The sequence below is a fragment of the Rhodococcus sp. WMMA185 genome, assembly GCF_001767395.1.
In the GTDB taxonomy this organism is placed as follows: domain Bacteria; phylum Actinomycetota; class Actinomycetes; order Mycobacteriales; family Mycobacteriaceae; genus Rhodococcus_F.
This window is the reverse complement of sequence record NZ_CP017014.1, coordinates 808,711-827,719: the sequence shown is the minus strand read 5'-3', so window position 1 is coordinate 827,719 and position 19,009 is coordinate 808,711. Positions and strand designations below refer to the sequence as shown.

Genomic DNA, 19,009 nt, shown 5'->3' with positions numbered 1-19,009 from the left:
ATGCCCGCTGTTGCTCGACCTGCAGTGCCATTGCTCGAGCCGCGGTGAAAGAGGCTAGCCGATCGCCGGTATCGCGCATAGTGGAGGTCCTTCGGTCGTCCCTGTTTCCCCGACGCCGAGTACTCACTGGTGACCACGATCGCCGTGACGTAGGGTTCCCGTGATCAAATCGCACGACGATCTGTGGACGATCGTCGATCACGTCTAGGCGGCGCAGCGGGGTTGTCGCGCCGGAAGAGTTGGGGGAATTAACAGTGTCCATCGCCCATGAACCGCGTGGGACCGCGTCGAACGTCCGTCCCAGCGCCGCCACCGACTTGTGCCGGATCACCGTGCTTTCGACACATTCGCAGGTCGACATGGCTGTGCCGTTCAGTGTGCCACTCGCCATCCTCATTCCCGGGATCGTCGACACCATCCGCAACCATCGCGGCACCAACGACTTCGACGATTCGCTCGAGCAGTACGAACCAAGCGAGTGGGTGCTCGCGAAGATCGGCCAGTCACCGCTGTCGACCACTCTGACCTTGCACGAGCACGGAATTCGCGACGGCGACCTGCTGATTCTGGAGAGTGTGCAGGCCAGCGCCCCACCGCCCCTGTTCGACGACATCATGTACAACGTCGCGATCGCCGACGCCGAAAAGGACCGGGAGTGGACCCGGGGCGCCGCACGGGTGGTCGGCTCCGTCGCTGCCGTGCTCGGGACTGTCGTCGCCTCATTCGCACTACTGTCGTCCGATTCCGCTGCGGCAGGACTCCTCGGAGCTGGGTGCGCTCTCCTGACGGCACTCCTCTTCCTGACTGCCGGGGCGGTCACCGGCCGCATCTATGCAGACGCGGCGAGCTCGGTAGTTCTCAGCGGGTGCGCTGTCCCGCTCGCATTCGCCGCGGGCATGCTCTTCGTGCCCGGCGACCTCGCCGCCCCGCACGCCCTCCTCGGGCTCGTGCTGGCGGGCACCACATCCGTTCTGGCACTCAGACTCGGTGGTGCCGGGCTGAGGCTGTTCACCGGACTGTCGGCGTTTTCCCTGTTCGGTTCCCTCGCCGCGCTCGTGGGCACGCTGACCGGCAACTCGGTGGCCGCGATCGGAGCGGGCGTCGCTGCGGCCGCTCTGATCGGCCTGGCCCTCTCAGCACGGGTGTCGATCCTGCTGGCGAAGCTTCCACTGCCGCCCGTCCCCGCGCCCGGTACGTCCGTCGATCCGTCCGAGGACGATCCCGACGACGAAGTGACCATGCCCTCGTTCGATTCCCTCGCGCAACGTGCGGCGCGTGCCCGCAAGTACCTCACCGGGCTGGTCGGTGCGATGACGGCGCTCGCCGTGGCTGGCGCGCTGATGGCCGCTCACACCGGTGCGGACGCCGGCATCTCATGGCCGGGTGTGTCACTCGCCGCGGCCACCGCAGCGACCCTGATGTTCCGAGGACGCACCTACAGCAGCGCGGAGCAGGCCGTCCCGCTGATCGCCGGTGGGGTCGCGATCCTGGCCCTGCTGCTCACCGCCGCGGCCGTTGCAGCGCCCGGCGCCGCCATCGCCGTGTTCGGGGTCGCGATCGCGTTCGCCGTCGGTGCGTTGGTACTGGGAATCCTCGCCCCCCGCCAGGAATTCTCGCCCGTCATGCGGCGCATCGCCGAACTGATCGACCTCGCGCTGATCGCGTCGATCATTCCCCTGGTGTGCTGGGTGACCGGCCTCTACTCGTTGATGCGTGGACTGTGAGGCGCCGGCCCGCCCACCTCGTCCTGGCCACAGCGGTACTGTCGATCGCCGCGGTCCTGGGTCAGGGCGGGGCTTCCGCCGTGGTTCCCGCCCCCATCGACCCAGGTCTCGTTCCCCCGCCGGACAACACACCGGTCGAGCAACGCCGACCGTGCAAAGGTGCTGCGAACGTAGCTGACGGCCCCGACGTCCCAGTTGCTCAGCGTGACCTCGACTTCGCATCGGTCTGGCCCATCACCCGCGGCGAGGGTCAGATCGTCGCGGTCATCGATACCGGCGTCTCGCCGCATCCGCGCCTGCCCGATCTGATCGACGGTGGCGATCTGGTGGCGAACGAGACGGGGACCACCGATTGCGACGCGCACGGCACGTTGGTCGCCGGTCTGATCGGCGCCAAGCAGGTTCCCGGTTCGGGGTTCTCCGGGGGCGCACCGGAATCCCGGATCCTCACCATCCGGCAAACGAGCAGTGCGTACAGCGCCAAAGGTCAGATCGACGAGATCGACAATGCGGGGAACTCGGTGGGCGGGTACGGAAACGTGGTGACGATGGCGGCGGCGATCCGGCAAGCTGCGGACGAGGGAGCCACCGTCATCAACATCTCCGAGGTTGCCTGCAAGACGGCCGCCGAAGGAATCGGCAGCGGAGACCGGTACCTGGGTTCCGCCGTCGAATACGCCGTCAGAGTGAAGGACGCGGTGGTCGTTGCCGCGGCAGGCAACCTCGATCCGAGCGGATGCAAGATCCAGAATCCCGCGGTGGACCCACTCCGGCCCGGCGCGAACCTGTGGGACTCCGTCAGTACGATCGCGACTCCCGCCTGGTACGACGACTACGTCCTCACCGTCGGATCCGTCGACCGGGACGGATCAGCGAGCGAGTTCAGTCTCGCCGGTCCGTGGGTCGACGTCGCCGCCCCGGGAAGCGGTATCACGTCGCTGCACCCCACAACCGATGCTCTGACGGACACCACGTACTCCGCACAGGGCGCCGCGCAGGCGGTGGACGGAACGAGTTTCGCAGCCCCCTACGTCTCGGCGACGGTCGCGCTTGTCCGATCGCGATTCCCGCAACTGTCCGCGCAGCAGGTCATGGCCCGGATCGAGGCAACGGCACACGCCCCGGCGGAAGGCTGGAATCCTTCCGTCGGCCACGGCATCATCGACCCGCTCGCCGCGGTCACCGCCGATATTCCGCTCGAGGGGGTTCCGCTCGCCGAGCCTCGCTCAGTCGAGATCGATGCGCTTCCGCCCACCACTCCCCCGGACCACCGGCCTCGTGACATCGCACTAGCGACTGCCGGGACCCTCAGCGCGCTGCTGGTACTCGGCGTCCTGGCATCGTTCCCGATCCGTCGACGGTTCCAATCCAAGGCCTCGGGGCGCGGCTGACCGCCGCTTCCCCTCGGCGCTGTTCGCCGTCGGCACCGACATCGTTGCCGACGGCGAACATATCTTTCCGTCTCTAGTTGGAGCCGGACGCGATCGGTGCGGGGCGGGGATCGGGGGCCACACCATCGTGCGCAACCAGTGCCGACGATTTCCCCAGCGACGGTCCCTGTGCCAGGAGCCCGAGGATCTGCCACGGCGCAAGGGGTTTCGTGCCTACCTGACCCAATGCCTCGGCGGCATCGTCGTCGGGAATACCGAACCTGACTCCCGTGTCCGCGACGAAGAATGTGCTGTCACGCCGCGTACTCGTCGGCTCTATCCCCGTGGATTGGAAGAAGCCACTCCTACCGGGTTGGACGTAGACGAAATCGGCGTTGTCACCAGCGTCGTCCGCCTGCGCCAGCCTGACCGGGCGAGCGGTATCCGGGATGGGGAGTGTACGACCCGCGAAGAGCGTCAGCTCGGCTGCGGGTCCACTCGAATCGGATCCATCCGCGCCGCGAAGGGGCTTCCAGGTAGCGCAACTGACTGGATTTTCCGATGCTGCGACAACCTCCGGCGCCGACTCCGGAAAATGTGCCACCTCGATCTGCTCCACCGACTTGATCCCCCTGATGGTGTCGGGTGTGACGCTGGGCATCTCCGTGTCGCCGTGCGAGTTCGAGAGGAAGATCAGGTTCGCGACGGCTGAGCTGATCTTTTGGATTCCGTCGTGCAGCACGACGTAGTACGAGGTCTCGGAAGGGAGCTTCGACTCGAAGACTGAGCCCACGACCTTGCCCTGCAATGCGAATCGCGGCTGATCACCTACGCCTGGGATGTCCGGAACCGCGAGTGGTGGCACCTCGGGAACGGCGTTGACAAGTCCCGCACTGACCGGCCGCGGCCGTGCCCCTTCCAGACCCAGCGCCCGAACGACCGCTGGATCGTTCAGATCGATCCTCGCGCGCTTGCCGTCATACAACAGGTATGAGACGTCGTTTGTCGAAACGAGCAGCCCTCGACTTCCGGCCAGGACCGAACCGTCCTCGACAACTTCTTTCTCACCGACGATGATCGATGTGGTGACGGAACGATTTCCGTCCGCAGCGATCGAATCGCACACAGTCCATGGGGTCTTCGCCGCGGGGTCCCCCGGGGGCAATGCGGACGGCGCTCCGGGAATCCCGACGAGCGCTCCACGCGGTCGCGATTCGATCTCGGATTCCTTCACGATCACCGGGTTCTCGGGCTTGCCGATGATCAACCGGGCTGACGCGAGGTTGAGCACGGGCCGAAGAGTGTCTCCCATCACCACGAACATTGCGCCCGAGTCCTTGCCGACGACGATCGAGGCGTTGCCGATCTTGTCCTGTGGGCGGAAGAGGGCGAGTGCCGCACACGCAGCGAGCCCGAGCGAGGCGATCACGACCCCCACGACGAGAGCGCGTGACTGAGCCCGCATGGGGTCGTGCAGCATCCGCACGTCACGACGAACCAGCGCATGCTCCATCCGCCTGACCAGAAAGCGATACCCGTTGACCTGCCACCGAGTGGTGGGCGTTGAAGCCATTGTTCCTCCCCCGTGCTGCGCTGCGCTCGAGGTGACACAGTACAGTTCCACCGAAAGTCTTCACGGCGGACGGTAGCGGTCTGCTGGTTCAGGTACAGGGGGAGGAACCGTGGACCGTTCGCGTGTCAGACGTCAGCCGTTGTCAGAACGGTTTTCGGCAAGCACCGTCATTGCCGCCCAGTTCATAGGCGTCGCAGGTGGCGTCGTAGCCTCGATGCTCGGACTGGTGTGGTGGGGCGCGCTTGCCGTCGTTACCCTCCTTGTTCTCGTCATGCTCGTACGGGTAGGGGGTCGGTCGAGCGTCGATTGGGTCCGGACGGGTTGGCGGTACTTGACCAAGACCGAGCAGGCGCCATCTCGAACCGTCAGCTTCCAGGCACCGACAGGTCTGTCCGTCGGGCTCCGGTGGGAGGGCGGAAGCGTCGTCGCCGTCGTCGAGGTCATTCCACCTGCAGGTAGCCTGACCCAGATCACCCGCGACGGATTTCGGCTGACGCACGAACTTCCCACCTATGCGCTCGCGGCATGTCTCGAGCAGCACGATATTTCACTGAGCGGAATCGATGTCGTAAGCCACGGCTATCGCGTCGCCTCGGGCACGCCCGCCACCGACGTGTACGACCGGCTGGTGGGCCCGCTACCGGCGACGGCAAACCGGATCGTGTGGCTCGCCCTGCGATTCGACGCCACAGAAAATGTCGAGGCAGTGGCCAGGCGCGGCGGCGGCGAGGAAGGCGCTTCCCGCGCCATCACTATCGCCGCGAGCCGTGTTGTTCGTACCCTCGCCGAATCCGGCTGCCGAGCCCGCATCCTCACTGCGCCGGAAGTCGACTCCGCCGCACTGCAGATCAGCGGAGGCGCTGACCCGAGGACGTTCACCGAAACCTGGGACCACGCACCGCTTCCGGGCGTCTGCAACACCGGCTACGGCGTCGACCCCTCGTATCTGAACAGGGACTTCCTTGCCAGGCTCTGGGTTCCCGCCAGCCTCGGTACGACGGTGACGATCCGGCTCCGGCCCAGCGAAATCGACGGGCAGGTCAAAATCGGCGCGGCCTGCCGGATGACGACGCGTACCCTTCCCGAACCGCTGACGATTCCCGGACTGATCTCGATGCAGGGCCGCCACCGGGACGGTCTGCTGTCCAACCTTCCCCTCGCGGTCTCCGATCTGGACGATGTGATGCCGCTGACCGACGTTCCCGTTGCCGACCTGCGCGCGCTTCAGTTGCCTCCCGCCGGCTGTGGCCAGCTCATCGGCTCCGATGACAACGGCCACGGAATCACCGCCCGCGTCGCGGGTCCGGGGGTGAACTTGGTCTACGTCGCGGGCGAGTTGTATCTTGCTCAGCAGCTGGTGTTTCGGGCCATCGCCACGGGGGCACGGGTGCTCATTCACACCGATCGCCCCGAGGCATGGGCGTCCTTGATCGACTCGATTGCAACGCCCGACCGCCTGCGCACCGCGGGACCCAACCGAGAGTCCGACAACCGGTTCAACACCGTGGTGTTCGACGGCGTCGCTGCGCTGCCGCCGCGGGCAGGCGTTACCGCGATCTACCTCTACGGTGATCCGAGCCAGTGGCCGAGTGCCGAACCCGACCTGTCCATCGTCCAGCCGAATGCGCTCGGTGACCGGATTCTCCTGTCCACCGGCGGGACCAGCATCGAATTGACGCTCGTCACCATATCTTCCGAGACCGCGTTCATCGGCCTGCCTCGAGTTGTAGACGAATACCAACCCGCCTACCGGTATCGCTAGCCGGGATAGGGATCTTTCGCTCGCTGAGCGCGGACGGACTCGGCCCACCACACCAGTTGAGCCAGCATGCGATTCGCAGAGTCGATCGCGGCACCGTCCGCGGTCTGCCCTTCTGCGTCGAATTGCTTTCGCACCTGGTGAAAACTCACGCCCTGCCGCACCGACACCATGTGCAGTTCGGCAACCACCTGACGCAACTGTTCGGTTGCCCGAAGCCCACCCGACAATCCTCCGTATGACACGAATCCGATCGGCTTCGAGCGCCATTCGTGTTTGACGCTGTCGAACGCTGTCTTCAGCGCGGCCGGATATCCGTGGTTGTACTCGGAAGTCACCGCCACGAACCCGTCGGCACGCGCGATCCGGTCCCGGAACCCATCGGTGACAGGGGAAGCGGCGAAATCCTGCGGGAGCGGAGTCTCCGCGAGATCGATCACTCCCACATCGATTCCCGGATAGGCGCGGGCGCGTTCGACAAACCAGCCGGCGACGACGGGGGCGATACGCCCCACTCTCGTGGATCCGATGATGATCTCGACCCGGACAGGTGCGACTGCGGTCATCGAAGACTCCTTCCCAGGGTCATCGTAGGGTCTCGTCACCGCTACCCGGTGGCGTTGATTCCCTCACTCGCCGCAACACCGTTCCGGCACCGTCCGAACATCTCGGGTGATCTGATTGCGCGCTTCCAGATCTGTATCGGCAGGGTAGTCGACGCGCACGAGCGACAACCCGTGGGCCGGCGCCACCAGGATCGAACTCGACCGTGACGTCTCGCGAAGCAGATCCTCGATCCACCTGACATCGCGGCGACCCTCCCCCACCGCGAGGACGGCGCCCACGAGACTGCGCACCATCGACCAGCAGAACGCGTCGGCACTGACGAAAGCCGTGAACAAGTCACCGTCGCGTTCCCAGTCGAATCGCTGCAGGTCACGAACAGTCGTCGCACCCTCCCGACGTTTGCAGAACGCGGCGAAATCGTGCAGACCCAACAGCTTTGCCGATGCCGTGCGCATCAGCTCGAGGTCGAGAACTTTCGGGTAGGACACAATGTCCCGGGCCCTGAGGGGATCCGCGCCATACACCGCGGTGGTCAACCGGTACTCGTAATGCCTGCGGGTCGCGGAGAATCGTGCGTCGAAGTGGTCCGGTGCGAAGGAGACCCGCTTGATACGTACGTCTTTCGGCAAGAAGCGTGCGAGCCTGCGGACCAACATGGAAGGGTCTTCCGGCAGCGCATCGACCGGGACGTCGACATGTGCAACCTGGCCGGTGGCGTGAACCCCGGCATCGGTGCGTCCCGCAACGGTGAGTTGCAGGGGGGTACGCAGGACAGCACCGAGTTTCTCCTCGATCTCCCCGCACACCGTGCGCAGGCCCGCCTGACGGGCCCACCCAGAAAAGTTTGTTCCGTCATAGGAGATGTCGAGCCGCAAGCGCCTGCTCTCATACGAAACGGGCCCGCCGTCCCTTGGTGGGACGACGGGCTCGTTCGATTCAGCGTCTGCCGAAGCCAAGTGGACTAGTCCTTCTTGGCCTCGTCGGCCTCGGGAGCGTCGGCCGCCGCGGCGGACTCGCCCTCGTTGGCCTCGACGACCGCATCGGCGTTGTCGGCCTCGGCGTCAGTCGCATCAGCCTCGACGACGGTCTCGGCGGAAGCGCTCTCCTCGGCGGCGGCAGCAGCGGCCGGCGCATCCTGCGATGCCTTCACGCGACGTGCGCGGTCGGCCTCGGAGGTGACGGTCTTCTCCTTGACGAGTTCGATGACTGCCATCGGAGCGTTGTCGCCCTTGCGGGGGACCGTCTTGATGATGCGGGTGTAGCCACCGTCCCGATCGGCGTAGAACGGGCCGATCTCCGCGAACAGGGTGTGCACGACATCCTTGTCGCGGATGACCCGCAGAACCTCGCGACGATCGGCCAGGGATCCACCCTTTGCCTTGGTCACGAGCTTCTCGGCATACGGGCGCAGAGCCTTTGCCTTGGCCTCCGTGGTGGTGATACGACCGTGCTCGAAGAGCGCGGTTGCCAGATTGGCGAAGATCGCCTTCTGGTGCGAAGCCGACCCGCCGAAGCGGGCACCCTTCTTGGGCTTGGGCATGATGTTCTCCTAGTAAGGGACCGTGAGCTAGAGCTGTTCGGTCTCGGCGTAGTCCTCGGTGCCCTCGGAGTCACCGAAGGAACCGGTGTCCGTGTCGCTCCACGTTCCGGTAGCGGCGTCATAGCCGGCAACCGTGCTGGGATCGAAGGACGCGGGGCTGTCCTTGAGGGCCAGGCCGAGCGAATGCAGCTTGACCTTCACCTCGTCGATGGACTTCTGTCCGAAGTTGCGGATGTCGAGCAGATCGGACTCGGTACGGCCGACAAGCTCACCGACGGTGTGAACACCTTCGCGCTTGAGGCAGTTGTAGGAACGGACGGTCAGGTCCAGATCCTCGATGGGCAGTCCGAACGAGGCGATGTGATCGGCCTCGGCAGGCGAGGGTCCGATCTCGATGCCTTCTGCTTCGACGTTCAGCTCACGGGCAAGGCCGAAGAGCTCAACCAGGGTCTTGCCTGCAGAAGCAAGCGCGTCCCGAGCGGTGATGGAGTTCTTCGTCTCCACATCGAGCACCAGCCGATCGAAGTCGGTGCGCTGCTCGACGCGGGTAGCTTCCACCTTGTAAGTGACCTTCAGCACCGGCGAGTAGATCGAGTCGACCGGGATCCGGCCGATCTCTGCGCCTGACGCCTTGTTCTGGACGGCAGGGACGTAGCCACGACCGCGCTCGACGACGAGCTCGATCTCCAGCTTCCCCTTGTCGTTCAGGGTGGCGATGTGCAAATCCGGATTGTTCAGAGTGACGCCGGCCGGGGGCACGATGTCGCCTGCGGTCACAGTGCCGGGGCCCTGCTTGCGGACGTACATGGTGACCGGCTCGTCCTCTTCGGAGCTCACGACGAGACCCTTGAGGTTCAGAATGATGTCGGTGACATCCTCCTTCACCCCGGGAACCGTGGTGAACTCGTGGAGAACCCCGTCGATGCGGATGCTGGTGACAGCAGCGCCGGGGATCGACGAGAGCAGCGTGCGCCGCAGCGAGTTGCCGAGGGTGTACCCGAAGCCTGGCTCGAGGGGCTCGATGACGAACTTCGAGCGGTTGTCAGCGATGACCTCTTCGGTCAACGTGGGTCGCTGAGAGATGAGCATTGATTTCCTCCTGTACGGACGCCCGCTATTTGACGCCCACGATGGGAAAGGCCTCAGGCCCGCGTGTGGCCGAGTAGCAAAGGAACTCCTCGACCACACGCGAGCACTGAATTGCCTACTTCGAGTAGTACTCGACGATCAGCTGTTCCTGCAGCGGAACGTCGATTTGCGCACGCTCGGGAAGCTGGTGAACCAGAATCCTGAGGCGTCCACCGATAACCTGCAGCCAACCCGGAACCGGGCGGTCACCCTGGGTCTCACGTGCGACCTGGAAGGGAAGCGTGGACAGTGACTTCTCCTTGACATCGATGATGTCGTACTGGGAGACCCGGTAGCTGGGGATGTCGACCTTCTTGTTGTTCACCAGAAGGTGGCCGTGGGTGACCAGCTGACGAGCCTGGCGGCGCGTCCGGGCCAGTCCGGCGCGGTAGACGACGTTGTCGAGACGCGACTCCAGGATGCGGAGCAGGTTTTCACCGGTCTTGCCGGGGCGGTTGTTCGCCTCCTTGTAGTACCGGCGGAACTGCTTCTCCATGACGCCATAGGTGAAGCGGGCCTTCTGCTTCTCCTGCAGCTGGAGCAGGTACTCGCTCTCCTTGATCCGCGCGCGGCCGTGCTGGCCCGGCGGGTAGGGACGGCGCTCGAACGCCTGGTCGCCTCCAACGAGGTCGACGCGCAGACGACGCGACTTGCGGGTAACGGGTCCGGTATAACGTGCCATTTTCTTCTACCTATCCTTCCCGCTAGACCCGGCGCCGCTTGGGCGGACGGCAGCCGTTGTGCGGCTGGGGGGTGACATCGGAGATGGTGCCGACCTCGAGGCCTGCAGCCTGAAGCGAGCGGATCGCGGTCTCACGTCCGGATCCGGGACCCTTGACGAAGACGTCGACCTTCTTGACACCGTGCTCCTGCGCCTTGCGAGCTGCGTTCTCGGCAGCGAGCTGAGCGGCGAACGGAGTCGACTTGCGCGACCCCTTGAAGCCGACGTGACCCGAGGACGCCCAGGAAATCACGTTCCCGGCGGGGTCCGTGATGGACACGATGGTGTTGTTGAATGTGCTCTTGATGTGAGCGGCACCGTGCGGGACGTTCTTCTTGTCCCTGCGACGCGCCTTCTGGGTCTTCTTGGGACCGGTGCTCCGTGACTTGGGGGGCATTACTTCGCCTTCTTCTTGCCGGCAATGGTGCGCTTCGGACCCTTGCGGGTGCGGGCGTTGGTCTTGGTGCGCTGACCACGCACGGGCAGTCCACGACGGTGGCGCAGGCCCTGGTAGCAGCCGATCTCAATCTTGCGCCGGATGTCGGCCTGGACCTCGCGGCGAAGGTCACCCTCAACCTTGAGCGACTCCTCGATGTACTCGCGGAGCTTGGCCAGATCCTCATCCGAGAGATCCTTGCTCCGCAGATCCGGGCTGACGCCGGTGGCGTCCAGGATCTCCTTGGAGCGGGTACGGCCGATGCCGTAGATGTATGTAAGTGCGATCTCCATCCGCTTTTCGCGGGGAAGATCGACACCTGCGAGACGTGCCATGGTGGCATTTCCTATCGGTGTGCGGAGGTCTGCTCCCAGTCCATCCCCTGTGCCTCTTCAAACGCCGCCGATCCCGGGACCGGAATTGCTTCAACTAACTCAGTGGGGCCCCGGCCTCCGTGCCGGGGGTGAACCAGTACCTGCTCGAGAGCCGTGAGTACTGGCTGGTGCTGGAAGGTCATCTTTTGCTTGTTGCCAAGCAGATCCTCGAAAAGCGGCGATCTAACCCTGACGCTGCTTGTGGCGCAGGTTCTCGCAGATCACCATGACCCGACCGTTACGACGGATCACCTTGCACTTTTCGCAGATCTTCTTGACGCTCGGCTGAACCTTCACGTCTTCTGATCTCCTGTTTTGTGGCAGCCCACTGCGAAGTTCCGCAGCGGGCATACTTCTCCCCGACCTGGTCGGCCGGGGAAGCTTTACTTGTACCGGTAAACGATGCGTCCACGCGACAAGTCGTAGGGTGAGAGCTCTACGACGACGCGATCTTCCGGGAGGATGCGAATGTAGTGCTGACGCATCTTTCCGCTGATGTGGGCGAGAACCTTGTGGCCGTTCTCGAGCTCAATGCGGAACATCGCATTGGGCAGCGGCTCGACTACTCGTCCCTCGACCTCGATGGCCCCATCCTTCTTAGCCATATCCTCCGCGATCCATGTGGTTTGACGTGCTTATTGCATCTGTTTCCGTTACCGTGGCGCCCGATGGGTTCTTCACCGACCGAGACTGTGAGAAATCCGGATCGAATCCAACACTAGGCACGCAGACAACCGGCACGCATAGCGCACCGCCAAACGATGTTACGGGAATTTGCTCACCAGGCCAAATGTGACTCGCGCAGGGTCCGCCTATCTCCCGACAATCGCCGACCTCGTCGGCATTCGCTCCATCCGACCCGACTCCTTCGAGGGATTGTGCATATGCGCGCTTTGGTACAGCGAGTAACCACCGCGTCGATCCGAGTCGGCGACTCCGAGGTCGCTCGGATCACGCCACGAGACGGTGGGCACGGGTTACTGGTCCTCGTCGGAGTCACCCATTCCGACGACGAGGCGAAGGCCGCGATGCTTGCGAAGAAGGTGTGGACGCTGCGGATCCTCGATGACGAGCAGTCCGCTGCCGACCAAGGCGCACCTCTGCTGGTCGCCAGTCAGTTCACGCTGATGGCCGATACACGCCGCGGTCGCCGCCCGACCTGGTCGGCCGCCGCCCCCGGACCGGTGGCCGAACCACTGGTGGGGGCGTTCACGGCGGCATTGCGGGAGTTGGGCGCGACGGTCGAGACCGGCGTATTCGGTGAACACATGGAGATCAGCCTGATCAACGACGGACCGGTGACCCTGCTGATCGAGGTGTAGGTTCGCAGGACGTAGGTTCGCACGACCAGGCGCCGGCCTTCTCCGGGCGAGGCCTACTCCGGGCGCAAAGTGAGAATGCGTGGGCCGTCCTCGGTGACCGCGACCGTATGCTCCCAATGCGCAGCGCGCGAGCCGTCGGAGGTGACGACCGTCCAATCATCGTCGAGAACGACGGTATCGGTGGTGCCGAGCGTCAACATGGGTTCGATCGCCAGAACCGAACCGACCACGAGCCGCGGACCCTTACCCGGACTTCCCTCGTTTGCGAGGAAGGGTTCCATGTGCATCTCCCGGCCGATACCGTGACCGCCGTAGCCTTCGACGATGCCGTATTTCCGATCGTGTGTGCGCTCTGCGGAACGGGTTCCCAGCTCTATCGCGTGCGAGACGTCGGTAAGGCGGCTATCCGGAACCATCGCTGCGATACCCGCCTCCATCGAGAGCCTGGTCGCTTCGCTGAGTTGCCGGTCCGCCTCGATGATCTCACCCACACCGAATGTCCACGCGGAGTCGCCGTGCCAGCCGTCGAGGATGGCACCGCAGTCGATGGAGACGAGATCTCCCTCGGCGAGAATGTCTTCTGCCGAGGGAATTCCGTGCACCACTCGATCGTTCACCGACGAGCAGATCGAACCCGTGAACCCGTGGTAACCCTTGAAGGACGGCACCGCGCCGGCGCCGCGGATGACCGACTCGGCCACCTCGTCGAGTTCGAGCGTGCTCACACCCGGCACAGCCGCAGCACGCACCGCTACCAGCGCCTCACCGACTATTGCACCGGCTGCTGCCATCGCGTCGAGCTCGCCCGAGGTTCGAAAAGGAACGACCTTGCGCTTACGCCCGAAGCCCATTACTTGCCCAGTGCTGCCAGCGCACGAGCGTTGACTTCGTCGACCTCACCGAGCGCGTCGACAGTGAGCAGTTCGTTCTTGTAGTAGTCGAGCAGCGGGGCCGTCTCGTCTCGATACACCCGGAGACGGTTGCGGATGACGTCCTCGGTGTCGTCGGTGCGGCCGCGGGCCAGCATCCGCTCGACCACGACGTCCTCGTCCACGACGAATGACAGGACGCCGTCGAGTTTGGTGTTCAGATCCGCCAGGATCGTGTCGAGAGCTCGAGCCTGGTTGATCGTCCGCGGGAAGCCGTCGAGAAGGAAGCCATTAGCCGAGTCCGGCTCGGCGACACGGGCCTTGACCATGTTGTTGGTGATCTCGCTGGGCACCAGATCCCCAGCGTCAAGGTACTTCTTCGCTTCGAGTCCTAGAGGGGTTGCCTGGCCGATGTTCGCACGGAACAGGTCGCCGGTCGAGATGTGGGGAACGCCGAGTTTCTCCGAGAGAATCGCGGCCTGGGTGCCCTTGCCGGCGCCTGGAGGACCGAGTAGGACAAGTCTCACTTGAGGAACCCTTCGTAGTTACGTTGCATCAATTGACTTTCGATCTGCTTGACCGTGTCCAGGGCGACGCTGACGAGAATCAGCACGGCCGCACCGCCGAAGATACTGGTCGCCGTCTGGCCTCCCGCTAGGAAGATCTGGGGCAGGACCGCGATGGAACCGAGGTAGATCGAGCCGGGAACGGTGATGCGGTTGAGTACGTAATTCAGATAGTCCGCAGTCGGGCGGCCCGGGCGGATACCGGGTATGAAGCCGCCGAACTTCTTCATCTCGTCGGCGCGCTCTTCCGGATTGAACGTGATCGCAACGTAGAAGAACACGAAAAACACGATCAGCCCGAAGTAGATGGCCATGTAGACCGGGTTGTTCGGATTCACCAGGTACTCGTTGATGATCCGTTGCCACCAACTGGGGTTCAGCGAACTCGTCGCTCCGGTTAGCTGCGCTATCAGGTTCGGCAGATACAGCAGCGAGGACGCGAAGATGACGGGGATGATGCCGGCCTGGTTGACCTTGAGCGGCAGGTACGTCGACGAACCGCCGTACATCTTGCGGCCGACCATGCGCTTGGCGTACTGCACCGGGATCCGCCGTTGGCCCTGCTCGACGAAGACGACACCCGCGATGATGGCGAGCGCGGCGACGCAGACGATCGTGAAGACCAGACCGCCGCGGCTGTCGAGGATGGCCTTGCCCTCGGACGGCAGGCGAGACGCGATTCCGGCGAAGATCAGCAGCGACATTCCGTTGCCGATGCCACGCTCGGTGATGAGCTCACCGAACCACATGACGAGGGCGGCACCGGCGGTCATCACGAGCACGATGATCACCAGACCGAAGACGCTGTCGTCCGCGAGGATCGGCTCCTGGCAGCCCTGCAGCAGCTGGCCGCGCGATGCGAGCGCCACGATGCCGGTGGCCTGGAGCACGGCCAGCGCAACCGCGAGGTACCGCGTGTACTGCGTCATCTTCGCCTGGCCGGACTGGCCTTCCTTCCGAAGTTCCTCGAACTTCGGAATGACGACCGTCAACAGCTGCACGATGATGCTGGCCGTGATGTAGGGCATGATGCCGATCGCGAACACCGACAGCTGGAGCAATGCGCCGCCGGAGAACAGGTTGATCAGCGAGTAGATGCCCGCCGTGTCACCGCCGGACAGCTGATCGATACACGCGCGCACGTTGCCGTAGTTCACGCCCGGAGAGGGCACCATGGCACCGATGCGATACAGCGCAACAAGCCCTAGCGCAATGAGGATCTTCCGCCTCAGGTCCGGGGTCCTGAGGGCCGAGACGAAGGCGGAAAGCAAAGATCCTCCTGGCACGACTGTAGGGAGACGAGCCATTGAAGACTTGTCTGTGGATGAACTCTAGAACTCTAACAGTGGCGACAACATACAAGTCCGGAGACCTGCTGCGGGCACCGGGGTGTGCAGCCGTAAATGGCCGCAGTACGCCGTGTGGCTGTACTGCGGCCATTTACCAGCAGCGGTGGTTGCTCACAGCTCGGTGGCGGTACCACCAGCAGCAGCGATCTTCTCCTTGGCGGAGCCCGTGAACTTGTTCACAGTTACCTGGACCGCAACGGTCAGTTCACCGTCGCCGAGAACCTTGACGAGCTGGTTCTTGCGAACGGCGCCCTTGGCAACGAGGTCCTCGACCGTGACCTGTCCGCCCTCGGGGAAGAGGCGGGCGATGTCACCAACGTTGACGACCTGGTACTCGGTACGGAACGGGCTGTTGAAGCCCTTGAGCTTGGGCAGACGCATGTGCAGCGGCATCTGTCCACCCTCGAAGGCGGCCGGCACGTTCTTACGAGCCTTGGTGCCCTTCGTGCCGCGGCCCGCGGTCTTACCCTTGGAACCTTCACCACGACCGACGCGAGTCTTCTCGGTCTTGGCTCCCGGCGCGGGACGCAGGTGATGCAGTTTGATGGTCATGGTTAGACCTCCTCAACTGTGACGAGGTGGCGCACCACGTTGATCAGACCACGGTTCTGCGCATTGTCCTCGCGGACAACCGACTGGCGGATACCCTTCAAGCCGAGGGTGCGCAGCGAATCCCGCTGGTTCTGCTTGGTACCGATGGTGCTCTTGATCTGAGTGACCTTGAGTTCGGCCATTACTTCACGCTCCCAGCCTGTGCACGCGCACGCAGCATGCCTGCGGGGGCAACGTCCTCGAGGGGAAGGCCACGACGCGCGGCGACTTCCTCGGGGCGCTGCAGGCCCTTGAGCGCAGCGACGGTCGCATGCACGACGTTGATGGCGTTGTCGCTACCGAGCGACTTCGACAGGATGTCGTTGATGCCGGCGCACTCGAGCACGGCACGCACCGCACCACCGGCGATCACACCGGTACCGGGGCTAGCCGGACGCAGCATGACGACGCCGGCCGCGGCCTCACCCTGGACGGGGTGTGTGATGGTGCTTCCGATCATCGGAACCCGGAAGAAGCTCTTGCGAGCCTCCTCGACGCCCTTCTGGATCGCCGCGGGAACTTCCTTGGCCTTGCCGTAGCCGACGCCGACCAATCCATTGCCGTCTCCCACGATCACCAGTGCGGTGAAGCTGAAGCGCCGACCACCCTTGACGACCTTGGACACACGATTGATCGTGACGACACGTTCGATGTGGTTCGACTTCTCTGCAGACTGTCCGCCGCGACGATCGTCGCGACCACCGCGACGGTCGCCGCCGCGGTTGTCCCCAGTGTTGGGACCATTCTGTCCGGCGGGTCCGCTTCCGCCGTCACGCCTCTGACGTCCCGGCATCAGGCTGTCCTTCCGTTCACGCAGGCCGAGCCTGCCATGTACTCGATCGTGGTCATCAGAACTTCAACCCGCCTTCGCGAGCCGCGTCCGCCAGGGCCGCGATGCGACCGTGGTAGCCGTGTCCACCGTGGTCGAAGACAACGGTCTCGACGCCGGCGGCCTTCGCACGCTCGGCGATCAACTGACCGACCTTCGCACTGAGCGTCTTCTTGTCTCCGTCCGCAGCCCGCAGGTCGGCTTCCGTGGTCGACGCCGCAGCCAAGGTGTGGCCTGCGAGGTCGTCCACCAACTGGACGTGGATGTGACGCGAAGACCGGTTGACGACCAAGCGGGGACGCTCGGGCGTACCGGAAATCTTCTTGCGGAGACGGAAGTGGCGACGCGCCTTCGACAGGCGACGCCTCGTGGACGCATCCTTGCCGAGCGGAACCCGCTTGGCTTTCTGGTTTGCAGTCTGGCTCATATCACTTACCCGTCTTTCCGACCTTGCGGCGGATCTGCTCACCCTCGTAACGCACGCCCTTGCCCTTGTACGGGTCCGGACGACGGAGACGGCGGATGTTAGCCGAGATCTGCCCGACCTTCTGCTTGTCGATGCCCGACACCGAGAACTTGGTGGGCGACTCGACCGCAAAGGTGATGCCCTCCGGGGCCTGGATCGGAACCGGGTGGCTGAATCCGAGCGAGAACTCGAGATCCTTGCCCTTCAGGGCGACGCGGTAGCCGACGCCGTGGATCTCCATCTTGGTGGTGTAACCCTCGGTGACACCGGTGACGAGATTCTGCACGAGCGTACGCGACAGACCGTGCAGCGCGCGGCTGCGACGTTCGTCGTCGGGACGCGTCACGCTCAGCGTGCCGTCCTCGTTCTTCGCAATGGCAATCGGCTCGGCGATCGTCAGGTCGAGCGTGCCCTTGGGTCCCTTGACCGTGACATCCTGGCCGTCGATCGAGACGTCGACGCCGCTGGGGACGGCGACGGGGATCTTTCCAATACGCGACATTGTGGTGGCCTCCCTTACCAGACGTAGGCGAGGACTTCCCCGCCCACTCCTTGATTGGCCGCCTGGCGGTCGGTGAGCAGGCCGGTGGACGTGGAGATGATCGCCACGCCGAGGCCGCCGAGAACCTTGGGCAGGTTGGTGGACTTCGCGTACACGCGCAGACCGGGCTTGGAGACACGACGCACGCCGGCAAGGCTGCGCTCACGGCTCGGCCCGTACTTCAGATCGACGATGAGGGTCTTGCCCACCTCGGCGTCTTCGGTGCGGTAGTCGGCGATGTAACCCTCACGCTTGAGGATCTCGGCGATGTTCGCCTTGATCTTCGAGTGGGGCAACTTCACCTCATCGTGGTACGCCGTGTTGGCGTTCCGCAGACGCGTCAAGAAGTCTGCGATGGGGTCGGTCATGGTCATGAGGTTGACCTCTACCTTTCTCACAACGGTTCCCTCTGCCGTATCCGGCGCAGGCCTATCGCGAAGTAGGTCTTACGTTTCCCGGTCCGAGGTTACGAGCCGGAAGTCTGTGGTGCGTGACGTCGCCACGGAAGAAGCGGCGACGTCACCAGCTCACCAGGAGCTCTTGTGAACGCCGGGCAACTCGCCGGCGTGAGCCATCTCGCGAACGCAGATTCGGCACAGGCCGAACTTGCGGAACACCGAGTGCGGACGGCCGCAGCGCTGGCAGCGAGTGTAGGCACGCACCGCGAACTTGGGCTTCTTGTTGGCCTTGTTGACCAATGCCTTCTTAGCCATTAGCTCAGTTCTCCTTGAACGGGAAGCCGAGGTGCTTGAGCAGAGCACGGCCTTCTTCGTTGTTGGTCGCGGTGGTCACCACGGTGATGTCCATGCCACGCGGGCGGTCGATCTTGTCCACGTCGATCTCGTGGAACATCGACTGCTCGTTCAGGCCGAACGTGTAGTTGCCGTTGCCGTCGAACTGGTTGCCCGACAGTCCGCGGAAGTCCCTGATACGAGGAAGCGCGACGGACACGAGACGGTCCAGGAACTCCCACATACGGTCGCCACGCAATGTGACGCGGGCACCGATCGGCATCCCCTCACGCAGCTTGAACTGCGCGATGGACTTGCGAGCCTTCCGGATCTCGGGCTTCTGACCGGTGATCAGAGAGAGATCGTTGACCGCACCGTTGATCAGCTTGGCGTCGCGGGCGGCGTCACCGACGCCCATGTTGACGACAACCTTGACGACGCCGGGGATCTGCATCACGTTGGCGTAGTCGAACTCTGTGTTCAGCGCAGCCTTGACCTCTTCGCGGTAGCGGGTCTTCAGGCGCGGCTGGATCTTGTTCTCAGTGGAGGTCAT

General features: G+C 64.2%; 25 protein-coding genes. 4 read left to right on the top strand and 21 right to left on the bottom strand.

The genetic code is table 11. The annotated features are described in order from the left end of the window. The first annotated feature begins 254 nt into the window (after nucleotides 1-254). Both eccD and mycP read left to right on the top strand, forming a co-directional pair. Entirely contained in the window at nucleotides 255-1,724 is a 1,470-nt protein-coding gene (gene eccD / locus BFN03_RS03625) for a type VII secretion integral membrane protein EccD (protein WP_070377863.1), read from the top strand. Then, nucleotides 1,721-3,115: a type VII secretion-associated serine protease mycosin gene (gene mycP, locus BFN03_RS03620; protein ID WP_070377862.1), complete on the top strand. Its 1,395-nt coding sequence runs from the start codon at nucleotides 1,721-1,723 to the stop codon at nucleotides 3,113-3,115. The genes eccD and mycP overlap by 4 nt, the downstream gene beginning before the upstream one ends. 73 nt (nucleotides 3,116-3,188) lie before the next feature. On the opposite strand, the gene eccB is transcribed toward mycP, so the two are convergent. Beyond that, nucleotides 3,189-4,667 (bottom strand): type VII secretion protein EccB, encoded by a 1,479-nt coding sequence (eccB, locus tag BFN03_RS03615; RefSeq protein WP_070377861.1) that lies wholly within the window; start codon nucleotides 4,665-4,667, stop codon nucleotides 3,189-3,191. A gap of 109 nt (nucleotides 4,668-4,776) precedes the next feature. Here eccB and eccE point away from each other — a divergent pair, with 109 nt between their 5' ends. Further along, complete coding sequence (gene eccE, locus BFN03_RS03610) at nucleotides 4,777-6,429, top strand: type VII secretion protein EccE (protein ID WP_070377860.1); 1,653 nt, start codon at nucleotides 4,777-4,779, stop codon at nucleotides 6,427-6,429. Here eccE and BFN03_RS03605 read toward each other — a convergent pair. The 9 genes from BFN03_RS03605 to infA form a co-directional block, all read right to left on the bottom strand. Then, on the bottom strand, nucleotides 6,426-6,992 hold the full coding sequence (locus tag BFN03_RS03605; protein ID WP_070377859.1) for an NADPH-dependent FMN reductase: 567 nt from the start codon (nucleotides 6,990-6,992) through the stop codon (nucleotides 6,426-6,428). The two genes, eccE and BFN03_RS03605, sit on opposite strands and share 4 nt — an antisense overlap. 63 nt (nucleotides 6,993-7,055) lie before the next feature. Continuing rightward, nucleotides 7,056-7,868 (bottom strand): tRNA pseudouridine(38-40) synthase TruA, encoded by an 813-nt coding sequence (truA, locus tag BFN03_RS03600; RefSeq protein ID WP_070377858.1) that lies wholly within the window; start codon nucleotides 7,866-7,868, stop codon nucleotides 7,056-7,058. 86 nt (nucleotides 7,869-7,954) lie between these two features. Then, nucleotides 7,955-8,533, bottom strand: coding sequence for a 50S ribosomal protein L17 (gene rplQ / locus BFN03_RS03595; protein ID WP_070377857.1), 579 nt, complete (start codon nucleotides 8,531-8,533; stop codon nucleotides 7,955-7,957). A 27-nt stretch (nucleotides 8,534-8,560) separates the two neighbouring features. Next, nucleotides 8,561-9,622 (bottom strand): DNA-directed RNA polymerase subunit alpha, encoded by a 1,062-nt coding sequence (locus tag BFN03_RS03590; RefSeq protein WP_070377856.1) that lies wholly within the window; start codon nucleotides 9,620-9,622, stop codon nucleotides 8,561-8,563. 115 nt (nucleotides 9,623-9,737) lie between these two features. Then, a complete protein-coding gene (rpsD, locus tag BFN03_RS03585; RefSeq protein WP_070377855.1) occupies nucleotides 9,738-10,343 on the bottom strand; it encodes a 30S ribosomal protein S4 in 606 nt (201 codons plus the stop codon). A gap of 22 nt (nucleotides 10,344-10,365) precedes the next feature. After that, nucleotides 10,366-10,779 (bottom strand): 30S ribosomal protein S11, encoded by a 414-nt coding sequence (gene rpsK / locus BFN03_RS03580; protein ID WP_005239680.1) that lies wholly within the window; start codon nucleotides 10,777-10,779, stop codon nucleotides 10,366-10,368. Beyond that, nucleotides 10,779-11,153 (bottom strand): 30S ribosomal protein S13, encoded by a 375-nt coding sequence (gene rpsM / locus BFN03_RS03575; RefSeq protein WP_005239677.1) that lies wholly within the window; start codon nucleotides 11,151-11,153, stop codon nucleotides 10,779-10,781. Before rpsM ends, rpsK begins: the two co-directional genes overlap by 1 nt. Nucleotides 11,154-11,375: 222 nt before the next feature. Then, nucleotides 11,376-11,489 (bottom strand): 50S ribosomal protein L36, encoded by a 114-nt coding sequence (gene rpmJ / locus BFN03_RS03570; protein ID WP_003938068.1) that lies wholly within the window; start codon nucleotides 11,487-11,489, stop codon nucleotides 11,376-11,378. 86 nt (nucleotides 11,490-11,575) lie between these two features. After that, on the bottom strand, nucleotides 11,576-11,797 hold the full coding sequence (gene infA / locus BFN03_RS03565; RefSeq protein ID WP_003418601.1) for a translation initiation factor IF-1: 222 nt from the start codon (nucleotides 11,795-11,797) through the stop codon (nucleotides 11,576-11,578). A gap of 279 nt (nucleotides 11,798-12,076) precedes the next feature. Here infA and dtd point away from each other — a divergent pair, with 279 nt between their 5' ends. Next, nucleotides 12,077-12,514 (top strand): D-aminoacyl-tRNA deacylase, encoded by a 438-nt coding sequence (gene dtd, locus BFN03_RS03560; RefSeq protein WP_070377854.1) that lies wholly within the window; start codon nucleotides 12,077-12,079, stop codon nucleotides 12,512-12,514. Nucleotides 12,515-12,567: 53 nt separating this feature from the next. On the opposite strand, the gene map is transcribed toward dtd, so the two are convergent. From map to rplE, 11 genes are all read right to left on the bottom strand, one after another. Beyond that, nucleotides 12,568-13,365: a type I methionyl aminopeptidase gene (gene map / locus BFN03_RS03555; RefSeq protein WP_070377853.1), complete on the bottom strand. Its 798-nt coding sequence runs from the start codon at nucleotides 13,363-13,365 to the stop codon at nucleotides 12,568-12,570. Continuing rightward, nucleotides 13,365-13,910, bottom strand: coding sequence for an adenylate kinase (locus tag BFN03_RS03550; RefSeq protein WP_070377852.1), 546 nt, complete (start codon nucleotides 13,908-13,910; stop codon nucleotides 13,365-13,367). Before BFN03_RS03550 ends, map begins: the two co-directional genes overlap by 1 nt. Continuing rightward, nucleotides 13,907-15,220, bottom strand: a complete 1,314-nt coding sequence (secY, locus tag BFN03_RS03545; protein ID WP_070377851.1) for a preprotein translocase subunit SecY — start codon at nucleotides 15,218-15,220, stop codon at nucleotides 13,907-13,909. The genes BFN03_RS03550 and secY overlap by 4 nt, the downstream gene beginning before the upstream one ends. Nucleotides 15,221-15,409: 189 nt before the next feature. Further along, nucleotides 15,410-15,850, bottom strand: coding sequence for a 50S ribosomal protein L15 (rplO, locus tag BFN03_RS03540; RefSeq protein ID WP_070377850.1), 441 nt, complete (start codon nucleotides 15,848-15,850; stop codon nucleotides 15,410-15,412). 2 nt (nucleotides 15,851-15,852) lie between these two features. Then, nucleotides 15,853-16,032, bottom strand: a complete 180-nt coding sequence (rpmD, locus tag BFN03_RS03535; RefSeq protein WP_070377849.1) for a 50S ribosomal protein L30 — start codon at nucleotides 16,030-16,032, stop codon at nucleotides 15,853-15,855. Next, the gene (gene rpsE / locus BFN03_RS03530) at nucleotides 16,032-16,682 is read right to left on the bottom strand and encodes a 30S ribosomal protein S5 (RefSeq protein ID WP_070377848.1); all 651 of its coding nucleotides are present in this window, start codon (nucleotides 16,680-16,682) and stop codon (nucleotides 16,032-16,034) included. The genes rpmD and rpsE overlap by 1 nt, the downstream gene beginning before the upstream one ends. Nucleotides 16,683-16,737: 55 nt before the next feature. Next, nucleotides 16,738-17,145, bottom strand: a complete 408-nt coding sequence (gene rplR, locus BFN03_RS03525; protein ID WP_070377847.1) for a 50S ribosomal protein L18 — start codon at nucleotides 17,143-17,145, stop codon at nucleotides 16,738-16,740. 1 nt (nucleotide 17,146) lies between these two features. Further along, nucleotides 17,147-17,686, bottom strand: a complete 540-nt coding sequence (gene rplF / locus BFN03_RS03520) for a 50S ribosomal protein L6 (protein WP_070377846.1) — start codon at nucleotides 17,684-17,686, stop codon at nucleotides 17,147-17,149. Between the two features lie 14 nt (nucleotides 17,687-17,700). Then, complete coding sequence (rpsH, locus tag BFN03_RS03515) at nucleotides 17,701-18,099, bottom strand: 30S ribosomal protein S8 (RefSeq protein ID WP_005239657.1); 399 nt, start codon at nucleotides 18,097-18,099, stop codon at nucleotides 17,701-17,703. A gap of 153 nt (nucleotides 18,100-18,252) precedes the next feature. Further along, nucleotides 18,253-18,438, bottom strand: a complete 186-nt coding sequence (locus BFN03_RS03510) for a type Z 30S ribosomal protein S14 (RefSeq protein WP_005239644.1) — start codon at nucleotides 18,436-18,438, stop codon at nucleotides 18,253-18,255. Between the two features lie 4 nt (nucleotides 18,439-18,442). Continuing rightward, nucleotides 18,443-19,009: a 50S ribosomal protein L5 gene (gene rplE / locus BFN03_RS03505; protein WP_070377845.1), complete on the bottom strand. Its 567-nt coding sequence runs from the start codon at nucleotides 19,007-19,009 to the stop codon at nucleotides 18,443-18,445.

What these genes read in the sequence shown, in the direction of transcription:
- rpsK (WP_005239680.1), bottom strand. Translation starts at nt 10,779, where the DNA reads ATGCCCCCCAAGTCACGGAGCACCGGTCCCAAGAAGACCCAGAAGGCG.
- dtd (WP_070377854.1), top strand. Translation starts at nt 12,077, where the DNA reads ATGCGCGCTTTGGTACAGCGAGTAACCACCGCGTCGATCCGAGTCGGC.
- eccB (WP_070377861.1), bottom strand. Translation starts at nt 4,667, where the DNA reads ATGGCTTCAACGCCCACCACTCGGTGGCAGGTCAACGGGTATCGCTTT.
- BFN03_RS03590 (WP_070377856.1), bottom strand. Translation starts at nt 9,622, where the DNA reads ATGCTCATCTCTCAGCGACCCACGTTGACCGAAGAGGTCATCGCTGAC.
- BFN03_RS03510 (WP_005239644.1), bottom strand. Translation starts at nt 18,438, where the DNA reads ATGGCTAAGAAGGCATTGGTCAACAAGGCCAACAAGAAGCCCAAGTTC.
- infA (WP_003418601.1), bottom strand. Translation starts at nt 11,797, where the DNA reads ATGGCTAAGAAGGATGGGGCCATCGAGGTCGAGGGACGAGTAGTCGAG.
- rpsD (WP_070377855.1), bottom strand. Translation starts at nt 10,343, where the DNA reads ATGGCACGTTATACCGGACCCGTTACCCGCAAGTCGCGTCGTCTGCGC.
- rplQ (WP_070377857.1), bottom strand. Translation starts at nt 8,533, where the DNA reads ATGCCCAAGCCCAAGAAGGGTGCCCGCTTCGGCGGGTCGGCTTCGCAC.
- BFN03_RS03605 (WP_070377859.1), bottom strand. Translation starts at nt 6,992, where the DNA reads ATGACCGCAGTCGCACCTGTCCGGGTCGAGATCATCATCGGATCCACG.
- rpmD (WP_070377849.1), bottom strand. Translation starts at nt 16,032, where the DNA reads ATGGCCGAACTCAAGGTCACTCAGATCAAGAGCACCATCGGTACCAAG.
- rpsM (WP_005239677.1), bottom strand. Translation starts at nt 11,153, where the DNA reads ATGGCACGTCTCGCAGGTGTCGATCTTCCCCGCGAAAAGCGGATGGAG.
- rplR (WP_070377847.1), bottom strand. Translation starts at nt 17,145, where the DNA reads ATGAGCCAGACTGCAAACCAGAAAGCCAAGCGGGTTCCGCTCGGCAAG.
- rplO (WP_070377850.1), bottom strand. Translation starts at nt 15,850, where the DNA reads ATGACCATCAAACTGCATCACCTGCGTCCCGCGCCGGGAGCCAAGACC.
- rplE (WP_070377845.1), bottom strand. Translation starts at nt 19,009, where the DNA reads ATGACCTCCACTGAGAACAAGATCCAGCCGCGCCTGAAGACCCGCTAC.
- rpsH (WP_005239657.1), bottom strand. Translation starts at nt 18,099, where the DNA reads ATGACCATGACCGACCCCATCGCAGACTTCTTGACGCGTCTGCGGAAC.
- map (WP_070377853.1), bottom strand. Translation starts at nt 13,365, where the DNA reads ATGGGCTTCGGGCGTAAGCGCAAGGTCGTTCCTTTTCGAACCTCGGGC.
- rpsE (WP_070377848.1), bottom strand. Translation starts at nt 16,682, where the DNA reads ATGCCGGGACGTCAGAGGCGTGACGGCGGAAGCGGACCCGCCGGACAG.
- rplF (WP_070377846.1), bottom strand. Translation starts at nt 17,686, where the DNA reads ATGTCGCGTATTGGAAAGATCCCCGTCGCCGTCCCCAGCGGCGTCGAC.